Annotated in this window: 26 protein-coding genes and 2 pseudogenes; 19 read left to right on the top strand and 9 right to left on the bottom strand. The window is 62.0% G+C overall.

Annotated elements, in window-relative coordinates:
* Positions 1 to 225, top strand: a pseudogene (locus tag AC3WPZ_RS07060) (copper-transporting ATPase); the annotation flags it as partial.
* A 194-nt stretch (positions 226 to 419) separates the two neighbouring features.
* On the opposite strand, the gene AC3WPZ_RS07065 reads toward AC3WPZ_RS07060, so the two are convergent.
* Together AC3WPZ_RS07065 and AC3WPZ_RS07070 are read right to left on the bottom strand one after the other, a co-directional pair.
* A complete protein-coding gene (locus tag AC3WPZ_RS07065; RefSeq protein ID WP_492438812.1) occupies positions 420 to 1,511 on the bottom strand; it encodes an IS630 family transposase in 1,092 nt (363 codons plus the stop codon).
* Between the two features lie 107 nt (positions 1,512 to 1,618).
* The gene (locus AC3WPZ_RS07070) at positions 1,619 to 2,320 is read right to left on the bottom strand and encodes a YkgJ family cysteine cluster protein (protein ID WP_492438814.1); all 702 of its coding nucleotides are present in this window, start codon (positions 2,318 to 2,320) and stop codon (positions 1,619 to 1,621) included.
* A gap of 175 nt (positions 2,321 to 2,495) precedes the next feature.
* Here AC3WPZ_RS07070 and AC3WPZ_RS07075 point away from each other — a divergent pair, with 175 nt between their 5' ends.
* A complete protein-coding gene (locus AC3WPZ_RS07075; protein ID WP_492438816.1) occupies positions 2,496 to 2,864 on the top strand; it encodes a hypothetical protein in 369 nt (122 codons plus the stop codon).
* Between the two features lie 436 nt (positions 2,865 to 3,300).
* On the opposite strand, the gene AC3WPZ_RS07080 is transcribed toward AC3WPZ_RS07075, so the two are convergent.
* The 6 genes and pseudogenes from AC3WPZ_RS07080 to AC3WPZ_RS07105 all read right to left on the bottom strand — a co-directional run bounded on the left by AC3WPZ_RS07080 (position 3,301) and on the right by AC3WPZ_RS07105 (position 8,273).
* Entirely contained in the window at positions 3,301 to 3,417 is a 117-nt protein-coding gene (locus tag AC3WPZ_RS07080; RefSeq protein WP_492438817.1) for a DUF4113 domain-containing protein, read from the bottom strand.
* The gene (locus AC3WPZ_RS07085; RefSeq protein ID WP_492438818.1) at positions 3,377 to 3,931 is read right to left on the bottom strand and encodes a DinB/UmuC family translesion DNA polymerase; all 555 of its coding nucleotides are present in this window, start codon (positions 3,929 to 3,931) and stop codon (positions 3,377 to 3,379) included. The genes AC3WPZ_RS07080 and AC3WPZ_RS07085 overlap by 41 nt, the downstream gene beginning before the upstream one ends.
* Positions 3,932 to 3,934: 3 nt before the next feature.
* Positions 3,935 to 4,048 carry a hypothetical protein gene (locus AC3WPZ_RS07090; protein WP_492438820.1) on the bottom strand — a complete coding sequence of 38 codons (114 nt, stop codon included), beginning with the start codon at positions 4,046 to 4,048 and terminating at the stop codon, positions 3,935 to 3,937.
* A gap of 37 nt (positions 4,049 to 4,085) precedes the next feature.
* Positions 4,086 to 4,948 (bottom strand): annotated as a pseudogene (locus tag AC3WPZ_RS07095) (IS3 family transposase); the annotation flags it as partial.
* 503 nt (positions 4,949 to 5,451) lie between these two features.
* Positions 5,452 to 6,087 carry a cation efflux transmembrane domain-containing protein gene (locus AC3WPZ_RS07100; RefSeq protein ID WP_492438822.1) on the bottom strand — a complete coding sequence of 212 codons (636 nt, stop codon included), beginning with the start codon at positions 6,085 to 6,087 and terminating at the stop codon, positions 5,452 to 5,454.
* 17 nt (positions 6,088 to 6,104) lie between these two features.
* Positions 6,105 to 8,273 (bottom strand): protein-disulfide reductase DsbD family protein, encoded by a 2,169-nt coding sequence (locus tag AC3WPZ_RS07105; protein WP_492438824.1) that lies wholly within the window; start codon positions 8,271 to 8,273, stop codon positions 6,105 to 6,107.
* 176 nt (positions 8,274 to 8,449) lie between these two features.
* Between AC3WPZ_RS07105 and AC3WPZ_RS07110 the strand changes: the two genes are divergently transcribed.
* A complete protein-coding gene (locus tag AC3WPZ_RS07110) occupies positions 8,450 to 9,685 on the top strand; it encodes a sterol desaturase family protein (RefSeq protein ID WP_492438826.1) in 1,236 nt (411 codons plus the stop codon).
* A 10-nt stretch (positions 9,686 to 9,695) separates the two neighbouring features.
* Positions 9,696 to 10,529 (top strand): NAD(+) synthase, encoded by an 834-nt coding sequence (gene nadE / locus AC3WPZ_RS07115; RefSeq protein ID WP_492438828.1) that lies wholly within the window; start codon positions 9,696 to 9,698, stop codon positions 10,527 to 10,529.
* 3 nt (positions 10,530 to 10,532) lie between these two features.
* On the opposite strand, the gene cadR is transcribed toward nadE, so the two are convergent.
* A complete protein-coding gene (cadR, locus tag AC3WPZ_RS07120; protein WP_492438830.1) occupies positions 10,533 to 10,931 on the bottom strand; it encodes a Cd(II)/Pb(II)-responsive transcriptional regulator in 399 nt (132 codons plus the stop codon).
* Between the two features lie 92 nt (positions 10,932 to 11,023).
* On the opposite strand from cadR, the gene AC3WPZ_RS07125 reads away from it, so the two are divergent.
* The 15 genes from AC3WPZ_RS07125 (at position 11,024) to ccmI (ending at position 22,849) form a co-directional block, all read left to right on the top strand.
* Positions 11,024 to 13,921, top strand: a complete 2,898-nt coding sequence (locus AC3WPZ_RS07125) for a heavy metal translocating P-type ATPase (RefSeq protein WP_492438832.1) — start codon at positions 11,024 to 11,026, stop codon at positions 13,919 to 13,921.
* 159 nt (positions 13,922 to 14,080) lie between these two features.
* Positions 14,081 to 14,452, top strand: a complete 372-nt coding sequence (locus tag AC3WPZ_RS07130) for a DUF3703 domain-containing protein (protein ID WP_492438935.1) — start codon at positions 14,081 to 14,083, stop codon at positions 14,450 to 14,452.
* On the top strand, positions 14,436 to 14,849 hold the full coding sequence (locus AC3WPZ_RS07135; RefSeq protein WP_492438834.1) for a hypothetical protein: 414 nt from the start codon (positions 14,436 to 14,438) through the stop codon (positions 14,847 to 14,849). Before AC3WPZ_RS07130 ends, AC3WPZ_RS07135 begins: the two co-directional genes overlap by 17 nt.
* A gap of 95 nt (positions 14,850 to 14,944) precedes the next feature.
* Positions 14,945 to 15,469: a signal peptidase II gene (gene lspA / locus AC3WPZ_RS07140; RefSeq protein ID WP_492438836.1), complete on the top strand. Its 525-nt coding sequence runs from the start codon at positions 14,945 to 14,947 to the stop codon at positions 15,467 to 15,469.
* Positions 15,466 to 15,750 carry a disulfide bond formation protein B gene (locus tag AC3WPZ_RS07145; protein ID WP_492438838.1) on the top strand — a complete coding sequence of 95 codons (285 nt, stop codon included), beginning with the start codon at positions 15,466 to 15,468 and terminating at the stop codon, positions 15,748 to 15,750. Before lspA ends, AC3WPZ_RS07145 begins: the two co-directional genes overlap by 4 nt.
* A complete protein-coding gene (locus AC3WPZ_RS07150; RefSeq protein WP_492438840.1) occupies positions 15,747 to 16,361 on the top strand; it encodes an SCO family protein in 615 nt (204 codons plus the stop codon). Before AC3WPZ_RS07145 ends, AC3WPZ_RS07150 begins: the two co-directional genes overlap by 4 nt.
* Positions 16,358 to 16,990 carry a cytochrome c biogenesis heme-transporting ATPase CcmA gene (gene ccmA / locus AC3WPZ_RS07155; protein ID WP_492438842.1) on the top strand — a complete coding sequence of 211 codons (633 nt, stop codon included), beginning with the start codon at positions 16,358 to 16,360 and terminating at the stop codon, positions 16,988 to 16,990. Before AC3WPZ_RS07150 ends, ccmA begins: the two co-directional genes overlap by 4 nt.
* Positions 16,987 to 17,670, top strand: coding sequence for a heme exporter protein CcmB (gene ccmB, locus AC3WPZ_RS07160; RefSeq protein ID WP_492438844.1), 684 nt, complete (start codon positions 16,987 to 16,989; stop codon positions 17,668 to 17,670). Before ccmA ends, ccmB begins: the two co-directional genes overlap by 4 nt.
* Before the next feature lie 11 nt (positions 17,671 to 17,681).
* Positions 17,682 to 18,419: a heme ABC transporter permease CcmC gene (gene ccmC, locus AC3WPZ_RS07165; RefSeq protein ID WP_492438846.1), complete on the top strand. Its 738-nt coding sequence runs from the start codon at positions 17,682 to 17,684 to the stop codon at positions 18,417 to 18,419.
* On the top strand, positions 18,416 to 18,610 hold the full coding sequence (ccmD, locus tag AC3WPZ_RS07170) for a heme exporter protein CcmD (protein WP_492438848.1): 195 nt from the start codon (positions 18,416 to 18,418) through the stop codon (positions 18,608 to 18,610). Before ccmC ends, ccmD begins: the two co-directional genes overlap by 4 nt.
* Positions 18,594 to 19,040 carry a cytochrome c maturation protein CcmE gene (gene ccmE / locus AC3WPZ_RS07175; RefSeq protein ID WP_492438850.1) on the top strand — a complete coding sequence of 149 codons (447 nt, stop codon included), beginning with the start codon at positions 18,594 to 18,596 and terminating at the stop codon, positions 19,038 to 19,040. The genes ccmD and ccmE overlap by 17 nt, the downstream gene beginning before the upstream one ends.
* A gap of 5 nt (positions 19,041 to 19,045) precedes the next feature.
* On the top strand, positions 19,046 to 21,007 hold the full coding sequence (locus tag AC3WPZ_RS07180; RefSeq protein WP_492438852.1) for a heme lyase CcmF/NrfE family subunit: 1,962 nt from the start codon (positions 19,046 to 19,048) through the stop codon (positions 21,005 to 21,007).
* On the top strand, positions 21,004 to 21,528 hold the full coding sequence (locus AC3WPZ_RS07185; RefSeq protein WP_492438854.1) for a DsbE family thiol:disulfide interchange protein: 525 nt from the start codon (positions 21,004 to 21,006) through the stop codon (positions 21,526 to 21,528). Before AC3WPZ_RS07180 ends, AC3WPZ_RS07185 begins: the two co-directional genes overlap by 4 nt.
* On the top strand, positions 21,525 to 22,001 hold the full coding sequence (locus AC3WPZ_RS07190) for a cytochrome c-type biogenesis protein (RefSeq protein ID WP_492438857.1): 477 nt from the start codon (positions 21,525 to 21,527) through the stop codon (positions 21,999 to 22,001). Before AC3WPZ_RS07185 ends, AC3WPZ_RS07190 begins: the two co-directional genes overlap by 4 nt.
* Positions 21,998 to 22,849 (top strand): c-type cytochrome biogenesis protein CcmI, encoded by an 852-nt coding sequence (gene ccmI, locus AC3WPZ_RS07195; protein ID WP_492438859.1) that lies wholly within the window; start codon positions 21,998 to 22,000, stop codon positions 22,847 to 22,849. Before AC3WPZ_RS07190 ends, ccmI begins: the two co-directional genes overlap by 4 nt.
* Positions 22,850 to 22,871: the final 22 nt, after the last annotated feature.

The following is a 22,871-nucleotide window of genomic DNA, read 5'->3' on the forward strand; positions in this document are numbered from 1 at the left end:
ACGGCCCGCTCGCTCTCGGTCGCGACCGTGGCCAACATGAAGCAGAACCTGGCGTTCGCCTTCCTCTACAACGCCCTAGGCATTCCGCTGGCCGCGGGCTTGTTGTACCCATTCACCGGCTGGCTGCTGTCGCCCATGATCGCCGCGCTGGCCATGAGCCTGAGCTCGGCGTCGGTGATCGGCAACGCCTTGCGGCTGCGAGGCGCGGCGATCCGGGAAGAATGAGGTTGCACCGCAGGATCAACGCGCCTCTGATGTCATCGGCATGCCCCGGAAGCTTTTAGCGCGTGATGCCGCCTAAAAAGTTCACCTCACTCTGTAAGGCTGCAAATTGAAGTTGGCTGGAGACCAACGATGCGGCAGTCACTCCCGATTCGCTAACTGACAGGAGAGTGGCCAGGATCTATTTGCAGACCACCCTAGTGTGCTGTCCCGCTGATACGTGAGCAAAGTCGGTGGAGCTTTTCGAGGATCGAATCTGCAGTGGCAGTCCACTTGAAGGGCTGGCAGTTCGTGTTGTAGGCGCAGACGAAGTGATCGATGCGCTGCACGAGCTGCTTGACGCTGGTGAAGGAGCCGCGACGGATGGTCTTGTCCGTGATCAGGGCGAAGAAGCGCTCGACTTGGTTGAGCCAGGAGCTGTAGGTTGGGATGAAGTGCATGTGCCAACGCGGCCTGCTCGCCAGCCATGCCTTGATCTTCGGATGGCTGTGGGTGGCGTAGTTGTCGCAGATGCAGTGAATGTTCAACTCGCTTGGTACGGCCTTGTCGATCTCGCGCAGGAAGGCCAGGAACTCCTGATGCCGGTGGCGCGGCTTGCACGCTGCCAGCACGGCACCATTGAGCACATTCAGCGCCGCGAACAGCGTGGTCGTGCCGTGGCGCTTGTAGTCATGAGTGACACCCTCAACGTAGCCGAACCCCATGGGCAACATCGGCTGCGTACGCTCCAGGGCCTGGCACTGGCTCTTCTCGTCCACGCACAGGACCAGCGCGTTTTCCGGGGGACTCAGGTACAGGCCGACCACGTCGCGCAGCTTCTCGATGAAGAACGGATCGTTGGAGAGTTTGAAGCTCTCGCTGCGGTGCGGCTGCAGGCCAAAGAGCTGGAAGTAGCGCTGCACACTGGTCTTGGAGATGCCGGTCTCGGCGGCCACCGTTCGCACGCTCCAGTGCGTCGAACCGTCGGCGGGCTTGGTGTGCAGCGTGGTCTTGATCAACTGGGCCACGCGTTCATCGTCGATCGTGCGCGGCTTGCCCGGGCGCATATCGTCGTACAGACCGGCGATGCGTCGTTCGATGAAGCGCGAGCGCCATTTGCCCACCGTCTGCTTGGTCATCTTCAGCCGCTGAGCAATCGCATTGTTGGCCTCGCCCTGGGCGCTGGCAAGCACAAGGCGCGCGCGATTGCACAACGCCGCAGGCAACGAACGGCTGCGCGCAAACGACTGCAACTGAACCCGTTCGTCATCACTCAACACCAGTTCTGCCTTTGGCCGACCTGTTCTCATCGCGATATCTCCTTTTCAAAGATACCGCATGGGCATGCAGGATTAATGCCAGTTATTTGCGGGACATCACACTAGGAGCCCTGCAAATTTCTGATGCTGCGACTTCCCTAGGACCCGCGGGCCGGCTCCCCGGGGAACCACTGACGGATGTCCGCCCACGCCCTTGAATCCTGTTCGATCAGGACACTCACCATGGCGAACTGCCGTGTGTCTACGTATGGAACCGGGATCGCCTGACCAGGGAACAGTTGGCACAGAAGTTCATCTACATCCACGTTGAAATGCGTTCGACAGACTGCAGGCCGGTGGTTTCTGATGCTGCAGTTGCTGTCCTTAAGGAACGTGCATGGCGTGTCGTAACCCATAGTGGGCAGCTCATGATGTTCATGCAAGGGTTGGGGAGAGCGTCCGATCGCTTTCCCTATCGCGCGTGCTTCTGTTGCGGAAATTTTGATCGGGATGTGGCAGCAATGACTGCAACCGGAGCGGCAGGCTGCGACCGGTTCTATGGCCGCTGCAAAGGCGTCAGCTGCTCTGTGCAGCCACAACACCTTCTTTGGCTTGGTCGATGCCTGGACGGATACGTTTAGGAGCCTCGTGACGTCGTCTCTGGCTCGTCCGGAGACTTTTGCCATGGCGGCTTCAGCGGTTGCAGCGACACCCGCAAGCCGATCGTTGACTTCGTCAGGAAAGTCCTCGCTTGCATTGAGAGCAACACCCTCCACAAACGAACGCAGTGCATCTGCGATGCGGGTTTCAAGCGTGCCTTCGCTATCGCCGGTGGGGGAGGGTAGTGTGTCCATCTTCATTCCCCGATCTTTTCACGATTCGTTCGACTTTCCAGTGCCAAAGAGTGTCGGTACGCGCAAAGGCTGGTCGCAAGGTGTGGGCTGAATTTCAATTGTGGCAACTTCCCTACCCGGGTTGCAAGCATCGCGAACTCGTCTCCCTCGGCCGCAGGGCGCTGGACGGCATACTTAGCGGATGACGCAACCGATCGACCCTCAGCACGCCGAAAGCTTGGCCCTGCTCCAGCAGGTTGCCGAATACCTGGACAGGCTCCCGCAAGTTCAAACGACCCGCGAGCTCTGTCGACGCATCAAGGATCATCTCGAGACCCCTGACAACGTGGTGACCAGGCGCGCGTATGAAACAGCAGGCCTTGAGTTCACTGGCGGCTCGTACACAGCTGCCGGGTTTCCACTGATCGAAGCCCACGTCGTGGTACCCGCGATCGTCTACATCAGAAGCGCGATACTTGACGAGCCAAGGTTCCAGGATGAGCACGAAACGCAGTTGCTCAATCTCCTCTACGGCGACGGCATAGTTCTGGCGCTGTCCCCAGTGGAATGACGCGGATCGGCCCTCACACACCCATGCGAAACCAAAGCCTCGCACTGGCCCACAAAATTGCGAAGGCACGTGCTGCTGCTCCGGCTGATCTGCCTCTAGTCCGGCATTGCGCTCACGTTGTGCTGGCATGGGCGATGGAGAGCGAAGATCAAGAGAGAGCGATCGCTGAGTTGAAGGCTGCTCATGGGTCCAACTGGTCCCTGGTCACGGCCCTGCAGCTCCTATCAGGCAGGCGCGGACTGTTCGCTGCGGAGTGTTGCGACGGTCATGAGCGTGTTGCGCTGTATCACGCGCACCTGTTGGCCAAGGTCTCTTGCGACTTGGCCGCCTTGGGAACAGACAGGCCGCCGACGTCGCTAGAGGTTGAGGCGCTTCGCAGGCTTGCGACTGAGCAGGCAGACCGAGCTTGATCTGAACGTCTTCGGACTAAATTGAGTCAGGCCCTCGCGACAGGGATGTCCTCAAACCGCGTGGTGTACTGCGGTGTGCGCCGCTCTTGCTTCATGTCCCATTCACGCAGCGGACCAGTCTTCCCAGTCGAGGCGGAGTGCACCGTACCCTTGCCAAAGCGCCCATTGATCGCATCCATTGCCTCCATGAGGCGCGCGCGCCCCATTGCATGTAGGTTCGGTCGGTGCATCGAAGTCCAGGCTGCCCTGATGCATCGTCGCTGGCAGAAGATCCACAAGGATCACACCGGCCTTGCTGAAACGATAGCCAGGCACGTACATGCATCGCATGCCGTCAGCCGCTGCCTGCACGAGTGCGAGAGTATCTGCGGTTGGCTTCGGAAGCTGCACTACGATGCTGCGTGACAGCTGTGGGCCTGCTCTGTGGGGCGAGGTGTGAACGAACACGAGCATCTCGGTCGCGATGCTGTCCTGTGCGCGCAGTTTCTCTCCCGCTCTGCCCGCGAACTCGCTCACTGCTTCGATCAGCGGCCGCAACTCGTGAACTGGTTTCCCAAAGGAGCGAGTGCAAGCGATCTGTTTCTTGGGCCCAGGTGCGTCGTCGAGCTCGATGCACTGCTGCCCCTGCAGCTCGCGAAGCGTGCGCTCCAGAGTCACGCTTCAACGGCGCCGCACTGTGGCTGAGTCCATGCGGACAAAGTCGAGGACGATCTGAATGTCGCCTTCCTTCAGTTGCTTTGCGATGCGCGGGCCCACGCCCCATACCTCACCCACATCCGTGGTGCTTAGCAATGCGTCAAGGTCAGACTGGCATCAGCGAGCTGGGTTTGCCGCGCCGCCAAAGAGCCATCAACAAGGCGTCGCTCACCATCTTGGCCTGCATGGTGTCGCTCATTAACCAGCCCACGATGCGGCGTGAGTACAGGTCCATCACCGCTGCCGCATACAGCCAGCCCTCTGCCGTCCAGATGTAGGTGAAGTCGGCCACCCACTTCTGGTTCGGACCACTGGCCTCGAAGTCGCGCTGCAGATGGTTGGGGGCGATGTGGTTCTCAAGTCTGCTGCCCGTATCGCCGGGTAGCCTGCGTCGCTTGTGGCGGGCTTGCAGCTTGGCCAGGTGCATCAGCCGGATGACCCGGTTCATCCCGCAACTCTCGCCCAGCGCTCGCAGGTCGTGCCAGACGCGTGGACTACCGTAGGTGCGGTCGCTGAGCTCGAAGCTCTCTCGGATGAGGCGGGTGAGCCTGGAATCGTCTTGGCTGCGCTGACTCGGCGCTCTGTCCATCCATTCGTAGAAGCCGCTGTGGGAGACCGCCAGAACCCGGCACATGGTGCGGGTGGGCCAGACACTACGATGCCGCGCAATGAAGCCGTACTTCACTGCGGGTCCTTGGCATAGTAGCCGAGCGCTTTTTTTAAGATGTCGCGCTCCGTGGTCACGCGGCGCAATTCGCGTTGCAACCGCTCCACTTCCGTGGCAGCCTCACTGCGCAATGGTCGGTTCGCTCTGAGGTCCAGAACCCCACCACGTTCCTGAGTCACCCAACGCCTGAGCACACCAGCATCAATGCCGAGGTCTCGCGCAATGTGCGTGACGGTGGCGCCTGGCTGTTTGCACAGCTTTACCGCTTCACGTTTGAACTCGTCCGTGAAGCTCCTTCGGGTTCTTGTCATGCCTATCTCCTGAACACATCATGTCATTGGATGTGTCCGGGAAACTGGGGGAAGCCCAGAGTGCGTTGGGCCGCTTCCTGCATGACGGCGAACAACCACATCGAGCGCCTAGTGCGGCCATGGGCGATGGGGCGCAAGGCGTGGTTGGAGCACGGCTCGCCGGGTCTGTCGAGTTTGTGCGAATGGCCTGCATTGAAATGGCGGCCTGAAAAAGCTGAACCCGCGGGATAGGTCTGCGCCCCCGCGACTCGCGTCAAAGGCGGCCAGCTGAGACTCGTTTAAAACACATCAGCGATGTCATCGTCCGACCGTATCTCAAGCATCGCGCACCGCAAGGTCTGCGTCCTTTGAGAATGTCAGGTTTGGGTTCCCCAGCGTCGCAACGACGCCGCCGGAAGCGTCATGAAGTGCCCAGCGGGACTCGTATTACCGTCACCAGTGCGGAGGCCATGCTCAAGATCGAAGGGCAAGGCGGGAGAGTGTCCACCGGTTCTGTGGATGGATCACGCACCTTGCTCCGAGTTCGTCCGCCGTTCTGTTTCCGATGCCTCTCGAAGTATTTCACGTCCCCCATTCGCCGCGATGACAGCCACAACGATGCCCAGCATAAGGTCCGGGACGTTCGACCCCAGCCACATCACCAGTACCCCGGACAGCACGATGGCACCATTGACGATTGAGTCGTTGCTCGTGAAGATCGCCGACGCCTTGAAGTTCACATCTTCTCCACGGTGGCGCCGCAGCAATCGAAGGCACACCAGGTTCAAGGCTGCGTTGGCGGCGGCCATCGCCATCATTGCGGGGCCCACAGGCTCTTCACCGCCGGCAAAGCGGCGCAGGACCTCCACCAGCAGCAAAACGGCAAGTCCGATCAAAAGCACGCCCGACAGGCGCGCCGCGCGCACTTTGACCATTGCCGCCCGACCGACCGCGTAGAGGCTGACAGCATAGACCGAGGCGTCGGCTAGGTTGTCCAAGCCAGCGCCCATCAGCGCTGTGGAGGAAGCCCATATCCCAAGTCCGATGCCGGCGGCCGACTGCCCGAGGTTGATGAGCAGCACCGCCAGTAGGATCTTGCGGTCTGTTGCGTTGCTCGCGTCGAGGCCGCCAAGTTCGTCGTCACCATCGGTCTCAGCCATTGCCTACTCCTTCCAACTTACGGCGACACGGGCCGCGACACAACCAGGGGGAGGGCCGAGAGCGCCCCACGCAGTTCAGCCGTAGCCAGGATTTCTGACAGGATTTGCGGCGCTGCGTCACGAGTGTAAAGAACGTAAAGCGGCACGCCATTGCGGCCGAGCGATGCCAGGGCAGCGGTGATAGCAGGGTCACGCAGCGTCCAGTCAGCCCTCAGCAACGTGACGCCCCTGTTGGCCATATCGGCCAGCACCGCAGCGTCCTGCAGCACCGTCTTCTTGTTGTACTGGCAGGTGACGCACCATGCCGCGGTGAAGTCAACAAACACTGGCCGCCCGGTGGCCAACAATTGTTCCACGCGTCCTGCTTCCCAGGCTTGCCAAGTTGCGTCAGTTGCAACTGCAGCGCGCTCAGGCCGCCCCGTGTCGATCTGCCCAGCAAGCACCCAAGCGAAGCCCACGGTCCAAGCCAGCGCGATCATGCCAACGACCAAGCGCGCGCGTCCCCTCAAGCCAAGACTCCAGGCGAGCATCGCCGTGGCTAGCATCAACACCAACAGCGCGCTTGCGGCATCGATCCCGCTTTGCTGTGCCAACACCCAAGCAAGCCATACCACCGCCGCGAACATTGGGTAGGCCATCAGCTTGCGGAACGTGACCAGCCACGGGCCAGGCCGCGGCAGCATGCGCGCGGTAGCCGGTATCCAGCTGACGACGAGATACGGGAGGGCCATGCCCAATCCAAGTGCCGCGAAGATCAGCAGTGCCTGCGCGGCGGGCAGCCCGATCGCGAAACCCAGCGCCGCGCCCATGAAAGGCGCGGTACACGGCGATGCCACCACTACGGCCACAACGCCAGAGAGGAACGAGTTCAGCACCGGATGGCTGCTCTGCAGCGATGCGACGCGGGCAGGCAACAGTTGGCGAAACTCGAACACGCCCGCCAGATTCAAGCCGATCAATGTGAACAGCACGGCCAGCGCGGCAACCACGCCGGGGATCTGCAACTGGAATCCCCAGCCGAGCTGCTGCCCGGCACTTTGGAGCGCCGCGACGAGAAGGCCCAGCACCACGAATGAAGCCACGACCCCGGCCGAATATGCTGTCCCATTGATGCGACGCACCCTCTTGTTCGCCGCATGCTGGGTAAAGCCAACCACTTTTAACGCCAGAACCGGGAAGACGCAAGGCATCAGGTTGAGGATCATTCCGCCGAGCAACGCGCCCAGCAACGCCGTCCAAAACGTCAGGCCGGCACCATTCGCCGCAGCCGCAGCAGTGTTGTCGCGCAGGGCTTGCTGCAAGGCCGGCGAGAGTGTGGCCGGCGCGGCGACGGCAGGCCATGCACCTTGCACCCGTGCGGCAATGCTCCAGCCTTCGTTTCCTTGAGTCAGCACAATAGGCATCACCTGAGGGCTCTGACTGCGATACGGTGAGAGCGGCACGCGCGCGGTCCAGACCTCGCCCTCCCATGCCTGAGTCCACTGGGCCGAAGTTTCAATCACCTCCGAGGTCTCGGGAAAGAACTCTAGCGACTTTCCTCTAAGGCCTTCAGACAGGCCACGGACCTGAAGGTGTAGGACAGCGCCTTCGATGGTTGCGGTAGCCTGTCCAGCTAGCGGCTTGGGCTGCGCTGCGAAGCTTGCCTGAAATGCAGAACCTTGCGCGGCTGTCGCGCTCATGACGGGAATTGAAAGAGAGAACTCGCCCTCCTCGGGGATGCACTCCTTGCGGCACACCAGCCAGTGCGCCTTGAGCTTGACCTCCAGCGCCGCGCCAAGCGGCGAAGGCTTGAAGTCGGGCGTGATCGCCAGCGGTACCGGCAGGAGCACCGTGTGCTCGTAACCGTAGTTGATCAAGGTCCCGATTGGATACTTCCGTGGCATCGGCCAGGCAATCTCACCGGCGCTCACGCCATCTGGCAGCTTCCATTCCAGGCGCGTGGGCAAGCCTGAGTCGCCGGAATTTTTCCAGTAGGAATGCCATTCGGGCTGATGCGCGAGCCGCAGGCCAACCCAGACTGGCTTGCCGGGCTCGACACCCTCCGGCGCGTGGGCCAGCAGTTCGGCGCGGGTGCGCTCGGTCACCACCACGCTCTTACCGGCCCCCTGGGCCCATGCCACACCGCCCCCCAACAGCATCAGCAGGGTGAGGAGATTGGCGGCGAAGGAGGCAAGGCGCGTGAACATCGAAGCAGTACGGCATTGCGGTGGCCGGGATGCCCACCGTCGGCCGGGACTATAGGTGCAATCTGCAGCGACATTGACAGCAGCCCGATCCCGCTGGGGGTCTCTGCACGACCAGTTTGACTCTACTGTGGCTAGAGGGTTTCCAATGCCAGCCGGAGCCTTTTGAGGGACAGAAAATGAGCAAAAGAGAATTGCCGTTCATGTGCGCTGCGATGCGTTATGGCAGTTATCCGCTGATCGTTGGCGCGACCGCGCTGGTGCTATTCGGTGGTCTCGCGAGCGGCTGGCCGTATTTCCCGACCGTGCCGCTGACCGTTGCCGCCGCGCTCGCCGCAGTCGCGCTGTTGGAGCGGCAACTACCCTTTCATGCGGCTTGGCACGAGGACCACCGAGACAGCGCTTGCGACGCGATTCATGCGGTCGTGAACTTGGTGGTGCTGCTGACGGTCCACGGTCTGATCGCGGCCTCGGCACATCTGTGGTCGGCCGGCACGTGGTGGCCGAAGCAGTGGGCCTTGTGGGCGCAGGCGCTTGCCGTCGGCGTGGTCCTCGACTTGAGCCTGTACGGTGTGCACTGGCTCAGCCATCGTGTCAGGTGGCTTTGGCGCTTCCACGCGATCCACCACAGCTCCGAACGGCTGTACTGGCTTAACGGCGAGCGGCGCCACCCCTTGCACGCCGGGATGATGGCCGCACCAGGCCTCGTCGCCGTGATCTTGATGGGCGCGCCGGCCTTGGCCGTGGGCGCATGGCTGGGCCTGCTGGCCGTGCATCTGGCGTTCCAGCACTCCAACCTGGATTACCGAGTGGGACCGCTTCGGTTCGTGCTTGGAGCGGCCGAGGTGCATCGCTGGCACCACAAGCGCGAGTACGAAGACGCCCAAGTCAACTTCGGGGAGTTCTGGATGGTGTGGGACCACCTGTTCGGCACCTTCCGTTTGCCGAAGCACAAATTGGGTGCCGAAGAAGTGGGCCTGATGGAAACCGAGTTCCCGATGGCCTACGGTGCCCAGCTGGTGTACCCATTCCGCACGAGCGCTCCAGCAGCAAGTACCACTTCCGCAGCGCGCGTGCTCGCCGTATCGGCATTTCTGCGGGAGGTGAATCTGTCGGCCTCGTTCGAGACCAAAGGCGACATGCGCGCCGCGTGGCGTGCGCAGGAACTTGGCCACATCGTGTCGCAGCCTTACCTAGGCCTGCACATGCGCAGCCACACTAGCATGCTTGGCCTGGCCTGGCGGACGCGCAATGGTGCCGAAGTCATGGCTCAGCTGGTGCGGCTCGTGCTGGCCCCCATCGGGCACGTACTCGGCCGCACGCCGTTGCAGAATGTCGGCACAGCCCGATTCGGCGTCATGGAACGTGGCAGCTGGCCGCCGGAGTTGGACCCTATGTCGCTGCAGCGCCGATAACATTGCTCCTATGAACGAAGCCCAGCGCCGCATCGCGAACGAATTCGGAGTGCCCCAGCACTTCGATGTGCAGGTCGAGATCGACAGGCGCATTCGGTTCCTCGTGGACTATGCGCGTGCGGCGGCCGCGAAGTCCCTGGTGCTGGGCATCAGTGGTGGTGTCGATTCCACCACTGCGGGGCGCCTGTGCCAAATCGCTGCACAGCAACTTCGATTAGCGGGACTTCAGACCCGGTTCATCGCCATGCGCCTACCTCATGGGGTGCAGGCGGATCACGCCGATGCTCAGCGCGCGTTGGCGTTCATCGATCCGGACGAAGTGCTCACCGTCGACATCAAACCTGCTGCCGATGCCATGCTGCTGCAACTCAGTGCCGGCGGGCTGGGATTTAATGACCATTGGCAGCAAGACTTCGTGCACGGCAACATCAAGGCACGCCAGCGCATGATTGCTCAGTACGCGGTTGCAGGCGCAACAGGTGGTCTGGTGGTTGGGACCGACCACGCCGCAGAGGCCGTCATGGGCTTCTTCACCAAGTTCGGCGACGGTGGCTTCGACCTGAGTCCGCTGAGCGGGCTGACGAAGCGGCGCGTCCGAGCCATCGCGCTGGCCCTTGGCGCTGATGAATCCCTGGCGAACAAAGTTCCCACGGCAGATCTGGAGTCCATGCGGCCCTTGCATCCCGATGAGGCGGCGCTGGGCGTCAGCTACGACGCGGTCGATGACTTCCTGGAGGGGAAGGACGTCAAGCAGGCGGCAGAAAATATTATCATTGAGACGTTCAATCGGACAGCCCACAAGCGGGCTCTGCCGGCCGCCCCTGACTCGCACCGCGACGTCTGAGCATCAGGCGGACTCGGCCAAGCTGTTGAGAATGCCGCACTCGCGGGCGCTGCGCGCGGTGTCGCAAGAACGCCGCAGGTCCAGCAACTCGCTCTCCAGCTTTCGCAACTCCTTGATCTTGGTCCGCACCTGTGCGATGTGAGAATCGACCAAGGTGTTGACCTCGCCACAGTCCAACTCCGGGCGGTCCCGGAAGTTCAGCAATTGGCGAATCTCTTCCAGCGTCATGTCCTTGGCGCGGCAGCGGCGGATGAACAGCAGCCGTAGCAGATGCACGTCGTCGTACAGACGGAAGTTGCCTTCGCTGCGTGCCGGCTTGGACAGTAGACCCTCAGACTCATAGAAGCGGACGGTCTGCACCAGGCAGTCCGCCTTCTTGGCCAATTCCCCGATCCGCAGCATGGTCGATCTCCGCAAAAGTCTTGACTCTATATCAACTAGAGGGTGTCCAATGGGAAGAAGCGGGGAAACCCCCCTTCCCAAAGAGCCATTCCATGAACAAAGACCAAGCGAATTCCTGTGGCTGTTCCGGCGCGAGTATCGATGCGACCGCCTGCGGCAAGACGCAGACTCCCCACGAAACGACCATCTTCCACGTCAGCAACATGGATTGCCGCAACGAAGAAGCGCTGGTGCGGCGCACCCTGGAGGGCATGTCCGGCGTCGAACGACTGGAGTTCGACCTGCCGCAGCGCAAGCTGACCGTCTCGCATGGGAACGTCTCGCCGGACACCCTGGAGCAAGCCCTGAACGCGGTCGGCATGAAGGCGCAGGCCGTGCGAGAAGCCGCGGCGTTGACCACTTATCGCATTGAGAACATGGACTGTCCGAGCGAGGAGATGCTCATTCGAGCGCACCTGGCTCCGCTCCGTGGAATTCAAAACCTGGACTTCGACCTGCGCGAACGCACGCTGCGGGTGAAGCATCTCGCCGAGGCACGGGCGCAGATGGAACAGGTCTTTGCCACCATCGGCATGCATGCCAAGGAGCAACGCCCTCAGGACGTGGCGCCGGTGGCGACTGCGTACGCAGGTCAGACTGTGCATCCATCGCAGCCACAATCGCCTGCAGATGCAGCGTCTAATCGCGTGACGTACCGCATTGAGAACATGGACTGCCCGACCGAGGAGGCGCTGATACGCGACCGTCTTGGCAAGGAGCCGGGCGTCACGGCGCTCGACTTCAATCTGATGCAGCGCGTGCTGGGCGTGCAGCACACGCTATCGTCCACCGATCCCATCGAGAGAGCGCTGCAGTCCATCGGAATGCGGGCCGAGCGGCAGAATCTGCAAACGGTGACCACGGTACTGCACATCGCGAAGATGGACTGTCCGACCGAAGAGAGCCTGATTCGCGGCAAGCTGCAAGGCATGGCCGGGGTACAGGACCTGAATTTCAACCTGATGCAACGCACACTCACCCTGCGGCATGCGCCGGATGTGATCAAGCCCGCCGTAGAAGCGATCGAGTCGCTGGGCATGGAAGCCCAGGTGCAGCAGACGGACGAACCACGCGATCCGCAGGCGCCCGCGCCTAAGACCTCCTGGTGGCCGATGGCGGTTTCCGGCATTGCGGCGGTACTCGCCGAAGGCGTGTACTGGGTCAACGACGGCAACCACTGGGCGGTGATGGTGCTCGCACTAGTCTCCATCTTCACGGGTGGCCTCAGCACCTATAAGAAGGGCTGGATCGCACTGAAAAACCTCAACCTGAACATGAACGCCCTGATGTCGATCGCGGTCACGGGCGGCATGGCGATCGGCCACTGGCCCGAGGCTGCCATGGTGATGTTCCTGTTCGCGCTGGCCGAGGTCATCGAGGCCAAATCGCTGGACCGCGCACGCAATGCGATTCGAGGGCTGATGGATCTCGCACCGGAGACGGCAACGGTGCGGCAGGACGACGGTTCGTGGAAGGAGGTCGCTGCCAAGCATGTGGCCAAAGGGGCCTTGGTCCGGGTGCGCCCGGGCGAGCGTATCGCGCTTGACGGCCTGATTGTTGCGGGGCGCTCGACCATCAACCAGGCGCCTATCACGGGCGAAAGCCTGCCGGTCGAGAAGGCCGAAGGCGACCAGGTTTTCGCGGGCACCATCAACGAGACAGGCTCCTTCGAGTACCACGTGACCGCAGGTGCCAGCGATTCGACGCTGGCCCGCATCATCCACGCGGTGGAGTCTGCGCAAGGCAGCCGCGCGCCCACGCAGCGCTTTGTCGACCAGTTCGCCCGGGTCTACACACCTGCCGTTTTCGCGGTGGCGGTGCTGGTTGCGGTCGTCCCGCCGCTCGCATTCGGCGGCGCCTGGTTCGACTGGATCTACAAGGCCCTCGTGCTGCTGGTCATCGCCTGTCCCTGCGCACTGGTGATCTCCACGCCAGTAACCATCGTCAGCGGCCTGGCTGCTGCCGCACGACGCGGCATCCTGATCAAGGGCGGCGTCTATCTTGAGGGCGGCCGCAAGCTCAAGGCCCTGGCCCTGGACAAGACCGGCACACTTACCCACGGCAAGCCTGAACAAACTGACTTCGTCCCGCTGGGCAGCGGAGACATCGCCGCATGGGCTGCCAGCCTTGCCGCTCGTTCAGATCACCCCGTGTCGCAGGCGATCGCCCGCAAGGCGAATCGCGACGGTGTGCCATTGCAGGAGGTTGACGACTTCACAGCCCTGCCCGGTCGCGGGGTGCGCGGCCGTGTGGCCGGCCGCATGCTGCACATGGGTAACCATCGCCTGGTCCAGGAGCGCGGCCTGAGCGAGGAGGCATTGCAGTCCCAACTCGAAGCACTGGAGCGCCAGGGCAAGACCGCTGTCTTGCTGATGGATGATGCAGCAGTCCTTGGCATGTTCGCCGTGGCCGACACTGTGAAGGAAACCAGCCGTGAAGCGGTTGCCGACCTGCAGGCCCTGGGCGTGCGCACTCTCATGCTGACCGGCGACAACCAGCACACCGCACAAGCGATCGCCGCCCAGGTCGGCATCACAGAAGCGCGCGGCGCCCAGCTTCCAGAGGACAAGCTCAAGACCATCGAAGGGCTGCTCGGCGGTGAAGGCCAGGTCGGCATGGTAGGCGATGGCATCAACGACTCACCCGCCCTGGCGCGCGCCGACATCGGCTTCGCGATGGGTGCGGCCGGCACCGACACCGCTATCGAAACGGCCGACGTCGCCTTGATGGACGACGATCTCCGCAAGATTCCCACCTTTATTCGGCTGTCGCGCAGCACGGCGGCTATCCTGACGCAGAACATCGTCTTGGCGCTGGGCATCAAGGCCGTATTCCTCGCGCTGACGTTCACCGGGCACGCCACCATGTGGATGGCCGTTTTTGCGGACATGGGGGCAAGCCTGCTGGTCGTCTTCAACGGTCTGCGCCTGCTGAAACTCAAGTCGGCATGAAGCTCAGGTGCCACGCTTTCTATTTCTGGGCAACAGCTGGCGCCTGTGCGCCGCATCACGTGACCAGCCTGATGGCCGCGCGGGCTCTGCTCCGTGGTTGGGAGGTTCTTCCGCAGACGAACGGGGAAGTTGGTAAGAGTCACGTTGAAGGAGACCATCATGGCTGCGTGCACTGACTCGCCGGCCGGTCGACGGTTCAGCGGCGCCACACATGCTCGCTTGATATATGAAGCGAAGGCTGCTGACTCCACCGAGCAGGCCTGGTTGTATCTGGAGGCCGCTCATATCGTGGGACAGCTTCACCTGTGGCCGCATCTACAAACGCACGCACACATGCTTGAACTGTCCTTGCGCACACGAGACTGGCCTGAGGTTGCAGGTCAGATGCTCAGGCTGGCGTTGGTGCCATTGGGACACGTAAGCGGGCGCTTGCCGCTGGGCAACCCCGGGCGATCCACCGTAAGTGCCTTCGTACCGTTGCCGGTTCGCCCGGAACTGGCTGACCGGATCGCTCGTGCAAGCGACCATTGAATGCCCACAGCTTAAAATGCACCGCATGCGCGCCTTCTTGGTCATGTTGATGTTCACTCTGTCGCTGCTGCAGTTTCCTGCAGCAGCGACGATTGAATGTTGCGGCCACGCTTCGGTCAGTCAAGGGCCGCAACAACCCGATCAGACCACCGAAATGACGTCCGGGTCGGGCACGGAAGAGCTGGCCATCAACGGCCTGGGCCTTGAACTCGACAGTGGAAACTGCCACGCAAACTGCGCCGCAGCCGTGACCGCGACCACCGCGACCATGGCCTCCCCTGGGGGCATCGAACGGGCGGAGCACCTCGTTGAACGCTTCTTGCAGCCCTGGCTTGGGCAACCTTACCGCCCACGGTGGTTCCACCCGAGTGGTTCGGGATTGAACGCTGACGCCTGATGCGCTGACGCGCACGCCTTCCCCGATCCACGGCCTTCAGTGACCGCCGTTTCGCACGGCGGTCGACCCTGGATCGTTCTGGAAGGATTCCCCTCATGACCGCGCGCTGGACTCAGCGAAACCCAAGATGGACGTGGCTTGCAGCCGTAGCAACGCTCTTGCATGTTGATCAGATCAGCAAGTCGTATTTCTCAAACACCCTGGCACTTGGCGAAGCGGTACGGGTGACCGAGTGGTTCAACTTTGTGCATTTGCTCAACGCGGGGGCGGCCTTTTCGTTGCTGGCCGATGCGGGTGGCTGGCAACGCTGGCTCTTCATTGGCGTGGCCGTGCTGGTGGTCGGTGTCGTTTCTTTCGGGTGCCTTTTCCGGCAGGCCGAACCATTGGATCGATGGGTGGGCGCCTTCGTGGTGGGCGGTGGGAGCGGCAACCTCGTGGACCGCATCCAGATCGGTGCCGTGGTGGACTTCCTCGATTTCCACTGGCGCAGCATTCACTGGCCAGCCTTCAACCTGGCCGACGTCTTCATTGTCTGCTCCATGCTGGTCTGGTGCTTCGCATCGCTGAAATCACCGTCGCGCCCATCGACCCGTAAAACCCCCGAGGAGTTGTCCTCATGAAGCATGGCTGGCTCTGGATCATGGCCGCCTGGGGTGTCGCATTGGTCGCCACGCTGGGCGCACTTTTCATGGGAGAAGTCATGGGCATGACGCCCTGTCTGCTTTGCTGGTACCTGCGCATCTTCATATTCCCGTTGGTCCTTGGTGGCGCAGCCATGGCCGGCTACCACACCGTCCTGGTGGCCGGTTGGGTGCCGAAGTGGTGGGTGCCTCGTGGCAAGCGGCCTGTTGAATCGCCGGCAGCGTTGACAAGAGAAGAGTGGTTGGAGTTTGCAACGTGAAGCTGGTTAAAGCAGGATTGGTGCTTGTTCTGTCGCTCTTGTTGTCCGCCTGCGGCGTGAAAGACGCTCCGCAGCCGAAGTTCTCCACGGTGGACATCACCGGCGCACCTTGGGGCGAGGATTTTCGGTTGACCGACCATAACGGGCAAGCAAGAAGTCTCGCGGATTTCAAGGGAAAAGTCGTCGCACTGTTTTTCGGCTACGTGAACTGCCCGGATGTCTGCCCGACAACCATGACCAAGCTGGCGGCGGCGCTCAATACCCTTGGTGCGGACGCGAATCGCGTGCAGGTGCTACTGGTGACGCTCGATCCCAGGCGCGATACGCCGGAAATACTACGGCAGTATGTTCCGGCGTTTCATCCGACCTTCCTTGGCTTGTATGGCGATGAGCAGGCCACGGACAACATCGCAAAAGAGTTCAAGGTGTTCTACGAGCGCCGGAAGCCGGACGCGACCGGGTTCTACACGGTAGACCATGGTGGCGGCATTTTCGTCTTTGATCCTCAGGGCCGAAAAAGGCTGTTTATCAGCGATGAGCATGGACCCGACGTCATCGCGCGCGATTTGAAGACCGTGTTGAAGCAGGCAGATGGAAAGAGTTGGGAATGATGAACACACCGGCAGTGCTGGAAGCTAGCAATCTGGCATTCGTGCGCGGCGATCGCCGCTTGTTCCACGATCTCGCGTTGAAGGTGGAAGCCGGCTCATGCCTGCTTGTGCAAGGCGCCAATGGCTGCGGCAAGACCAGCCTGCTGCGCGTACTGACCGGACTAACACCTCCAGCGGCGGGAGAAGTGCGATGGAAAGGCGAGCGAATTCAGCGGTTGGGCGACGAATACAGCAATGCATTGCTGTATTGCGGACACCAGAATGCGCTCAAGGACGAGCTGACGGCAGAAGAAAACCTGCTGGCTGCGACGGCGTTGGCCGGGCGGCCGGTTGATGCCGAAGCGGTGCGCGAGGCGCTGCATCAAGCCGGCCTCGCGGGCCGCGAGGCCTTGCCTGTGCGTGTCCTGTCGCAAGGACAGAGGCGGCGTGCCAGCCTCGCGAGGCTGCTGCTGGATCACCGGCCGATATGGATTCTGGATGAGCCGCTGACGGCGCTGGACGTCAATGCGATTTCCTGGCTGTCGGCCGTGCTCGACCGCCACCTCGTGCAAGGCGGGTTGGCGGTGCTAACGAGTCATCAGGATGTTTCACTTGCGAGTCGTGTGCACAGCATGCGGTTGGGCGCGTGAGCGCAACGTCTGCCTTGTCTGCTTGGACAGGCGTGGTCCGGCGCGATTTGCGGCTGGCCATGCGGCGCAAGACTGACGCGCTGACCGCGCTGTTTTTCTTTGTCATCGTGGTCAGCCTTTTCCCGCTCGGCATCGGGCCGGAAATCGGCACTTTGCGACAGATTGCACCCGGCGTGCTGTGGGTAGCGGCCTTGCTGGCAACCATGCTGTCGCTTGGCCGCTTGTTCGAACAGGACTATGCCGACGGTACGCTGGAGCAGCTGGCCCTGTCGCCGGTGCCGCTGAGTGTGCTGGTAACGGGCAAGGTGTTCGCGCACTGGCTGTTGTCGGGGCTGCCGCTGACCCTGCTCGCTCCGCTGCTGGCGTTGCAATTCGATGTACCGGCGCCGTCGCTGGCGGTGCTCGTGCTGTCGCTCGCGATCGGCACGCCGGTGCTGAGCCTCATCGGAGGCATCGGTGCAGCGCTGACATTGGGCTTGCGCGGCGGCAGCGTGCTGGTGTCGCTGTTAATACTGCCGCTGTATGTGCCGGTACTGATCTTCGGCGCTGGCGCGGTGGAAGCGCAGGCATCGGGGCTGTCGGCTACTTCCCATGTGTCGCTGCTGACCGCGTTGTTGGTGGTGGCGGTTTTTTTCGCGCCATGGGCGACCACGGTGGCACTACGGATTGCCTTGGAATGATGAATAGACGAATGATCAACTTGTTCAGATTTGCATCGCCCGCGACTTTCTACCCGCTGGCTGGGAAGCTGATCCCTTGGTTCGCTGGCGCGGCGGCTGCATTCGCCATCGCCGGCTTGTATATGGGCTTCTTTGTCGCACCAACCGATGCCCAACAAGGGGAGGGCTACCGCATCATCTTCGTCCACGTGCCCGTCTCGTGGATGTCGATGTTCATTTATGTGCTCATGGCAGGCTGGGCGGGTTTCGGGCTTGCGCTCAACAGTCGGCTGTCCGGCATGATGGCCTCAGCGCTGGCGCCGACCGGCGCGATGTTCGCGTTCCTGTCGCTGTGGACCGGCGCGCTATGGGGCAAGCCGATGTGGGGCACGTGGTGGGTGTGGGATGCGCGGCTGACGTCGCAACTGATCCTGTTGTTTCTCTACCTCGGATTCGTCGCGCTGCAATCGGCGATCGACGATCCGCGCCGCGCGGACAAGGCCGGCGCGGTGCTGGCGCTGGTGGGCGTTATCAACATTCCGATCATCTACTTTTCGGTGCAATGGTGGAACACCCTGCACCAGGGCGCCTCGGTGTCGCTAACCAAGGCGCCGTCCATGGCCGCGGTCATGCTGACAGGCATGCTGCTGATGGCGCTGGCGTGCTGGATGTATGCGGTCGCGGCGGCGCTGGCCCGGGTGCGCTGCATCATCCTGGAGCGTGAACGGCACGCGGACTGGCTCCAGGAATTGCAAGAGGTGAAACGATGAACTGGAATAGTCCGGCGGAATTTTTCGCCATGGGCGGCTATGGCTTGTACGTGTGGGGTTCGTTTGCCGTCACCGCTGCGTGCCTGGTCGTGGAACCGGTGCTGCTGCGTCAACGGCGCAACACTGCCTTGACACAACTGAAACGCGAGCTCGTGCTCGAGCAGGAAATCTTCAATGAAAAATCGTCATAAGCGTGCCGCCCTGATTGTCGGCGGGCTCGCCGCATTGGGCATCGCCGCAGCATTGGTGCTGAATGCATTCCAAAGCAATCTGGTGTTCTTTTTCACGCCGACGCAGGTGAGCGCGGGCGAAGCGCCCAAGGGCCGCACGTTTCGGATCGGCGGCATGGTGCAAAGCGGCAGCGTACAGCGTCAGAGCGATGGTCTCACCGTGAAATTCATTGTCACCGATACGGCGAATGAGATGCCGGTCACTTACACCGGCATTCTTCCTGACCTGTTCCGGGAAGCGAAGGGCGTGGTGGCACAAGGAAAACTCGACAGCGATGGCGTCTTCCGTGCCGATGAAGTACTCGCAAAGCATGACGAAAACTATATGCCGCCCGAAGCAAAACATGCGTTGGAACAGGCAAAGAAATCTTCCCAGACGGTGAAACCCTAGCGATCATGATTCCAGAACTTGGCCATTTTTCTCTCATTCTCACCCTGTTCGTCGCGCTCGCCCAGGGCAGCTTGGCGCTCACAGGCGCGGCGCGCGGCAAAGCTGCGTGGATCGCCTTTGCGCGGCCGGCCGCGCGCGTGCAGTTCCTGCTGATCCTGATCAGTTTTGCCTGCCTGACGTGGGCGTTCATCGCTAAGGACTTCTCCGTCGCGTACGTCGCACAAAACTCCAACACGCAACTGCCTGTTGTCTACCGCATCGCGGCGGTATGGGGCGGTCATGAGGGCTCGTTGTTGCTGTGGATGCTGATGCAGACAGGCTGGGCGTGCGCGGTGAGCCTGCTGTCGCGGCAATTGCCGGACGCGATGGTGGCGCGCGTGCTGGGCGTGCTGGGACTCGTGGCGGCAGGATTCCTGCTCTTTATCCTGTTTGCGTCGAATCCGTTCGAGCGGCTGCTGCCGGCGGCTGTGGACGGGCGCGATTTGAATCCCTTGTTGCAGGATCCCGGGCTGATCTTCCATCCGCCGATGCTCTACATGGGCTACGTCGGCTTTTCAGTGGTGTTCGCGTTTGCCATCGCCGCGTTACTGGCGGGGCAATTGGATGCCGCCTGGGCGCGCTGGTCGCGGCCTTGGGGAACGGCCGCATGGATATTTCTGACACTCGGCATTGCCTTGGGAAGCTGGTGGGCTTATTACGAGCTAGGCTGGGGCGGCTGGTGGTTCTGGGATCCGGTCGAGAACTCTTCCTTCATTCCGTGGCTGGTCGGCACGGCGCTGATCCATTCGCTGGCGGTAACAGAAAAGCGGGGCAGCTTCAAGAACTGGACCGTATTGCTCGCCATCTGCACGTTTTCGCTCGCGCTGCTGGGCGCCTTCCTGGTGCGCTCCGGCGTGTTGACATCGGTACATGCGTTCGCGACCGATCCGCGCCGCGGGATATTCATCCTGATGCTGCTGGGGCTGGTGGTGGGAACGTCGCTATTCCTGTTTGCCGTGCGCTCGCCCAAGGTCGGCCTGGGCGGACGCTTCGAGCTGGTGTCGCGGGAATCGCTGCTGCTGGTCAACAACGTGTTGCTGGTTGTCGCCGCCGCTTCGGTGCTTCTCGGCACACTCTACCCGTTGTTTGTCGATGCGCTCGGTTTGGGCAAGCTGTCGGTCGGCGCCCCGTATTTCAATGCTGTATTCGTTCCGTTGATGGTGCCGGCGCTGCTGCTCATCGCACTGGGGCCACTAGCGCACTGGAAAGCCGCGGACCTCGGCAATATGCTCAAGCGCCTGCGAGTGCCGGCAATCGTCGCTTTGCTAGCTGGTGTGGGCCTGCCTTTTGCGTTGGGCCGCTGGTCGCCGCTGGCCGCGATGGGACTGGCGCTTGCTTCTTGGATTATGGCGAGTGTGGTTGCCGCCGTCGCCGAACGCGTGCGCACCACGCGCAGTGGCTTGCTTGCGCAGCCACCCAGTTGGCTCGGGATGCACATCGCGCACCTGGGAATTGGAGTATTCGTGGCCGGCGTTACGCTGGTTATGGGATATGAAGCGGAAAAAGATGTACGGATGGTACCGGGGGACATCATTAGCGCGGGTGGATACGACTTCAGGCTGCTCGGTGTGCGTCAGGCGCAGGGACCCAACTATGTGGCCGCCGTGGGCGACGTGGAGCTGTCGCAGGACGGCAAAGTTTTGCGCTTGCTACACCCTGAAAAGCGCAGCTATGCGACCTCCACCATGCCGATGACTGAAGCGGCGATCGATGCCAACGGGTTGCGCCATGTCTACGTGTCGCTTGGTGAGCCGCTGCCGGACGGCGCCTGGAGCGTGCGGGTTTATTACAAGCCTTTCGTCGATTGGGTCTGGGGCGGCTGTCTGCTGATGGCCTTAGGCGGTTTGCTTGCCATCAGCGACCGGCGCTACCGGCTGAAGCTGCGCGCGCGGCGCGATGCGCTGGCCGCCGGAGGCGTGGCGCCATGAACCGTTTCATGTTGCCCTTGATCGGCTTTATCGTGCTGCTGTCGTTCCTCGGTGTCGGCCTCACGCTGAAGCCCAGTGAAGTGCCGTCGCCGCTGATAGGCAAGCCAGCGCCCGGTTTCACCTTGCCGCAGCTCGCCACGCCTGAGCAAACATTGTCTCCGGAAGCGATGCAAGGCAAGGTATGGCTACTCAATGTTTGGGCTTCCTGGTGCGCCGCCTGCCTGCAGGAGCATCCGGTACTGCTCGACCTGGCGAACAGCGGCGCGGTGCCGATCATCGGCTTGAATTACAAGGACCCACGCAACGACGCGCTCGACTGGCTGCGCCGGCATGGCAACCCCTACTTGCTGTCCGTCGCCGATACCCAGGGGCGCGTCGGGATCGACTATGGCGTCTATGGTGTGCCTGAAACCTTCGTCATCGACAAGGCCGGGATCATCCGCTACAAGTACATCGGCCCAGTAACGGCCGAAGCGCTGAGCGACAAGATTCTGCCCTTGGTGCGGGAGCTGCAGAAATGAAACGCTTTTCCCTGGCGCTATCGTGCGCTGTGTTCGCAGCAAGCTCCTGGGCCGGCGAAGCAACGCCGACGGGGCCGAACGTTCATGTTGAACAACGCATGACGGCGATTGCAGCAGAACTACGCTGCCTGGTATGCCAGAACGAATCGATCGCCGGCTCGCGCGCGGACCTCGCGGTGGACTTGCGGCGTCAGATCCGCGAACAGATCGTAGCCGGCAAGAGCGACCAGGAAATCATGACCTACATGGTCGACCGCTATGGCGATTTCGTGCGCTACCGACCTCCGCTCAAAGGCAGCACGCTACTGCTGTGGTTCGGACCGGCACTGCTGCTTGCCGCCGGGCTGGTCGCTCTGGCGCTGCATCTGCGCCGTCGCAGCGGCAAGGTCGACAAGGCGCCGCTGAGCGACGAGGACAGCAAGCGCGCTGAAGCGCTGCTGCGGCAAAACTCTGATACCGGAAAATCAACATGAACTATCTTTTCATCGCCTGCGCGATGGCGCTCACTGTTGCCGTGGTTCTGGCGCTAGCGCCCGTGCTCTGGCGCGGCTGGAAAGCTGAACATGTTGCGCACGGCGCTGTGAACGCGGCGGTTCTGCGCGATCAGTTGGTCGAATTGGAACGCGACCGTGCCAGTGGTACCTTGTCTGCCGTTCATCAGGAACAGGCTAAGCAGGAACTGCAGCGCCGCGTGCTTGATGAGGTGACCGTCGATGTAGCAACGAGCAACGCGGTCAAGGGCAGCAAAGGCGCCGCACTCGCACTTTCCACATTGCTTCCGCTGGCCGCGTTTACTGCCTACTTTGCCCTGGGCAATCCTGCGGCACTGTCCCCGCAAGCCGAGCGCTCAGCGCCGGTAGCGCGGGCAGATGTGGAGGCGATGGTCGCCTCGCTCGAAAATAAGCTCAAGCGCAATCCCGACGATCCAGAAGGATGGGCAATGCTGGCCCGCTCGTATCGCGCGTTTGCCCGCCACGAGGATGCAGCAAAGGCATTTGAGCGCGCCGGCGCCGTGGTGGATATTGAACCTCAACTGTTGGCCGAGTATGCGGAAACGCTGGCGATAAACCGCAATGGCGATCTGAACGGCGAACCCACCAACTTGCTGGAGCGTGCGCTCAAGCTAGATCCGCAACATCCGTTCGCGCTCGCTCTGGCGGGGTCGGCTGCATTTGCACGCGCTGACTATGCTGCTGCGATCGAGTATTGGCAGCCGCTGCATGCGCAATTGCTGCCCGAATCGGAGCCTGCCCGTACGATCGCGGAACGCATCGAGAAGGCACGCAGTGCGCAACATGGGCAGCCCAAACCGCCTCTATAAGGCCTGATTGAGCGCGAGAACG

Source organism: Hydrogenophaga sp. FW305-3-2-15-A-LB1, assembly GCF_058787875.1.

What these genes read in the sequence shown, in the direction of transcription:
- AC3WPZ_RS07065 (WP_492438812.1), bottom strand. Translation starts at nt 1,511, where the DNA reads ATGAGAACAGGTCGGCCAAAGGCAGAACTGGTGTTGAGTGATGACGAA.
- AC3WPZ_RS07070 (WP_492438814.1), bottom strand. Translation starts at nt 2,320, where the DNA reads ATGAAGATGGACACACTACCCTCCCCCACCGGCGATAGCGAAGGCACG.
- AC3WPZ_RS07075 (WP_492438816.1), top strand. Translation starts at nt 2,496, where the DNA reads ATGACGCAACCGATCGACCCTCAGCACGCCGAAAGCTTGGCCCTGCTC.
- AC3WPZ_RS07100 (WP_492438822.1), bottom strand. Translation starts at nt 6,087, where the DNA reads ATGGCTGAGACCGATGGTGACGACGAACTTGGCGGCCTCGACGCGAGC.
- AC3WPZ_RS07105 (WP_492438824.1), bottom strand. Translation starts at nt 8,273, where the DNA reads ATGTTCACGCGCCTTGCCTCCTTCGCCGCCAATCTCCTCACCCTGCTG.
- AC3WPZ_RS07110 (WP_492438826.1), top strand. Translation starts at nt 8,450, where the DNA reads ATGAGCAAAAGAGAATTGCCGTTCATGTGCGCTGCGATGCGTTATGGC.
- nadE (WP_492438828.1), top strand. Translation starts at nt 9,696, where the DNA reads ATGAACGAAGCCCAGCGCCGCATCGCGAACGAATTCGGAGTGCCCCAG.
- cadR (WP_492438830.1), bottom strand. Translation starts at nt 10,931, where the DNA reads ATGCTGCGGATCGGGGAATTGGCCAAGAAGGCGGACTGCCTGGTGCAG.
- AC3WPZ_RS07125 (WP_492438832.1), top strand. Translation starts at nt 11,024, where the DNA reads ATGAACAAAGACCAAGCGAATTCCTGTGGCTGTTCCGGCGCGAGTATC.
- AC3WPZ_RS07130 (WP_492438935.1), top strand. Translation starts at nt 14,081, where the DNA reads ATGGCTGCGTGCACTGACTCGCCGGCCGGTCGACGGTTCAGCGGCGCC.
- lspA (WP_492438836.1), top strand. Translation starts at nt 14,945, where the DNA reads ATGACCGCGCGCTGGACTCAGCGAAACCCAAGATGGACGTGGCTTGCA.
- AC3WPZ_RS07145 (WP_492438838.1), top strand. Translation starts at nt 15,466, where the DNA reads ATGAAGCATGGCTGGCTCTGGATCATGGCCGCCTGGGGTGTCGCATTG.
- ccmA (WP_492438842.1), top strand. Translation starts at nt 16,358, where the DNA reads ATGATGAACACACCGGCAGTGCTGGAAGCTAGCAATCTGGCATTCGTG.
- ccmC (WP_492438846.1), top strand. Translation starts at nt 17,682, where the DNA reads ATGATCAACTTGTTCAGATTTGCATCGCCCGCGACTTTCTACCCGCTG.
- ccmD (WP_492438848.1), top strand. Translation starts at nt 18,416, where the DNA reads ATGAACTGGAATAGTCCGGCGGAATTTTTCGCCATGGGCGGCTATGGC.
- ccmE (WP_492438850.1), top strand. Translation starts at nt 18,594, where the DNA reads ATGAAAAATCGTCATAAGCGTGCCGCCCTGATTGTCGGCGGGCTCGCC.
- AC3WPZ_RS07180 (WP_492438852.1), top strand. Translation starts at nt 19,046, where the DNA reads ATGATTCCAGAACTTGGCCATTTTTCTCTCATTCTCACCCTGTTCGTC.
- AC3WPZ_RS07185 (WP_492438854.1), top strand. Translation starts at nt 21,004, where the DNA reads ATGAACCGTTTCATGTTGCCCTTGATCGGCTTTATCGTGCTGCTGTCG.
- AC3WPZ_RS07190 (WP_492438857.1), top strand. Translation starts at nt 21,525, where the DNA reads ATGAAACGCTTTTCCCTGGCGCTATCGTGCGCTGTGTTCGCAGCAAGC.
- ccmI (WP_492438859.1), top strand. Translation starts at nt 21,998, where the DNA reads ATGAACTATCTTTTCATCGCCTGCGCGATGGCGCTCACTGTTGCCGTG.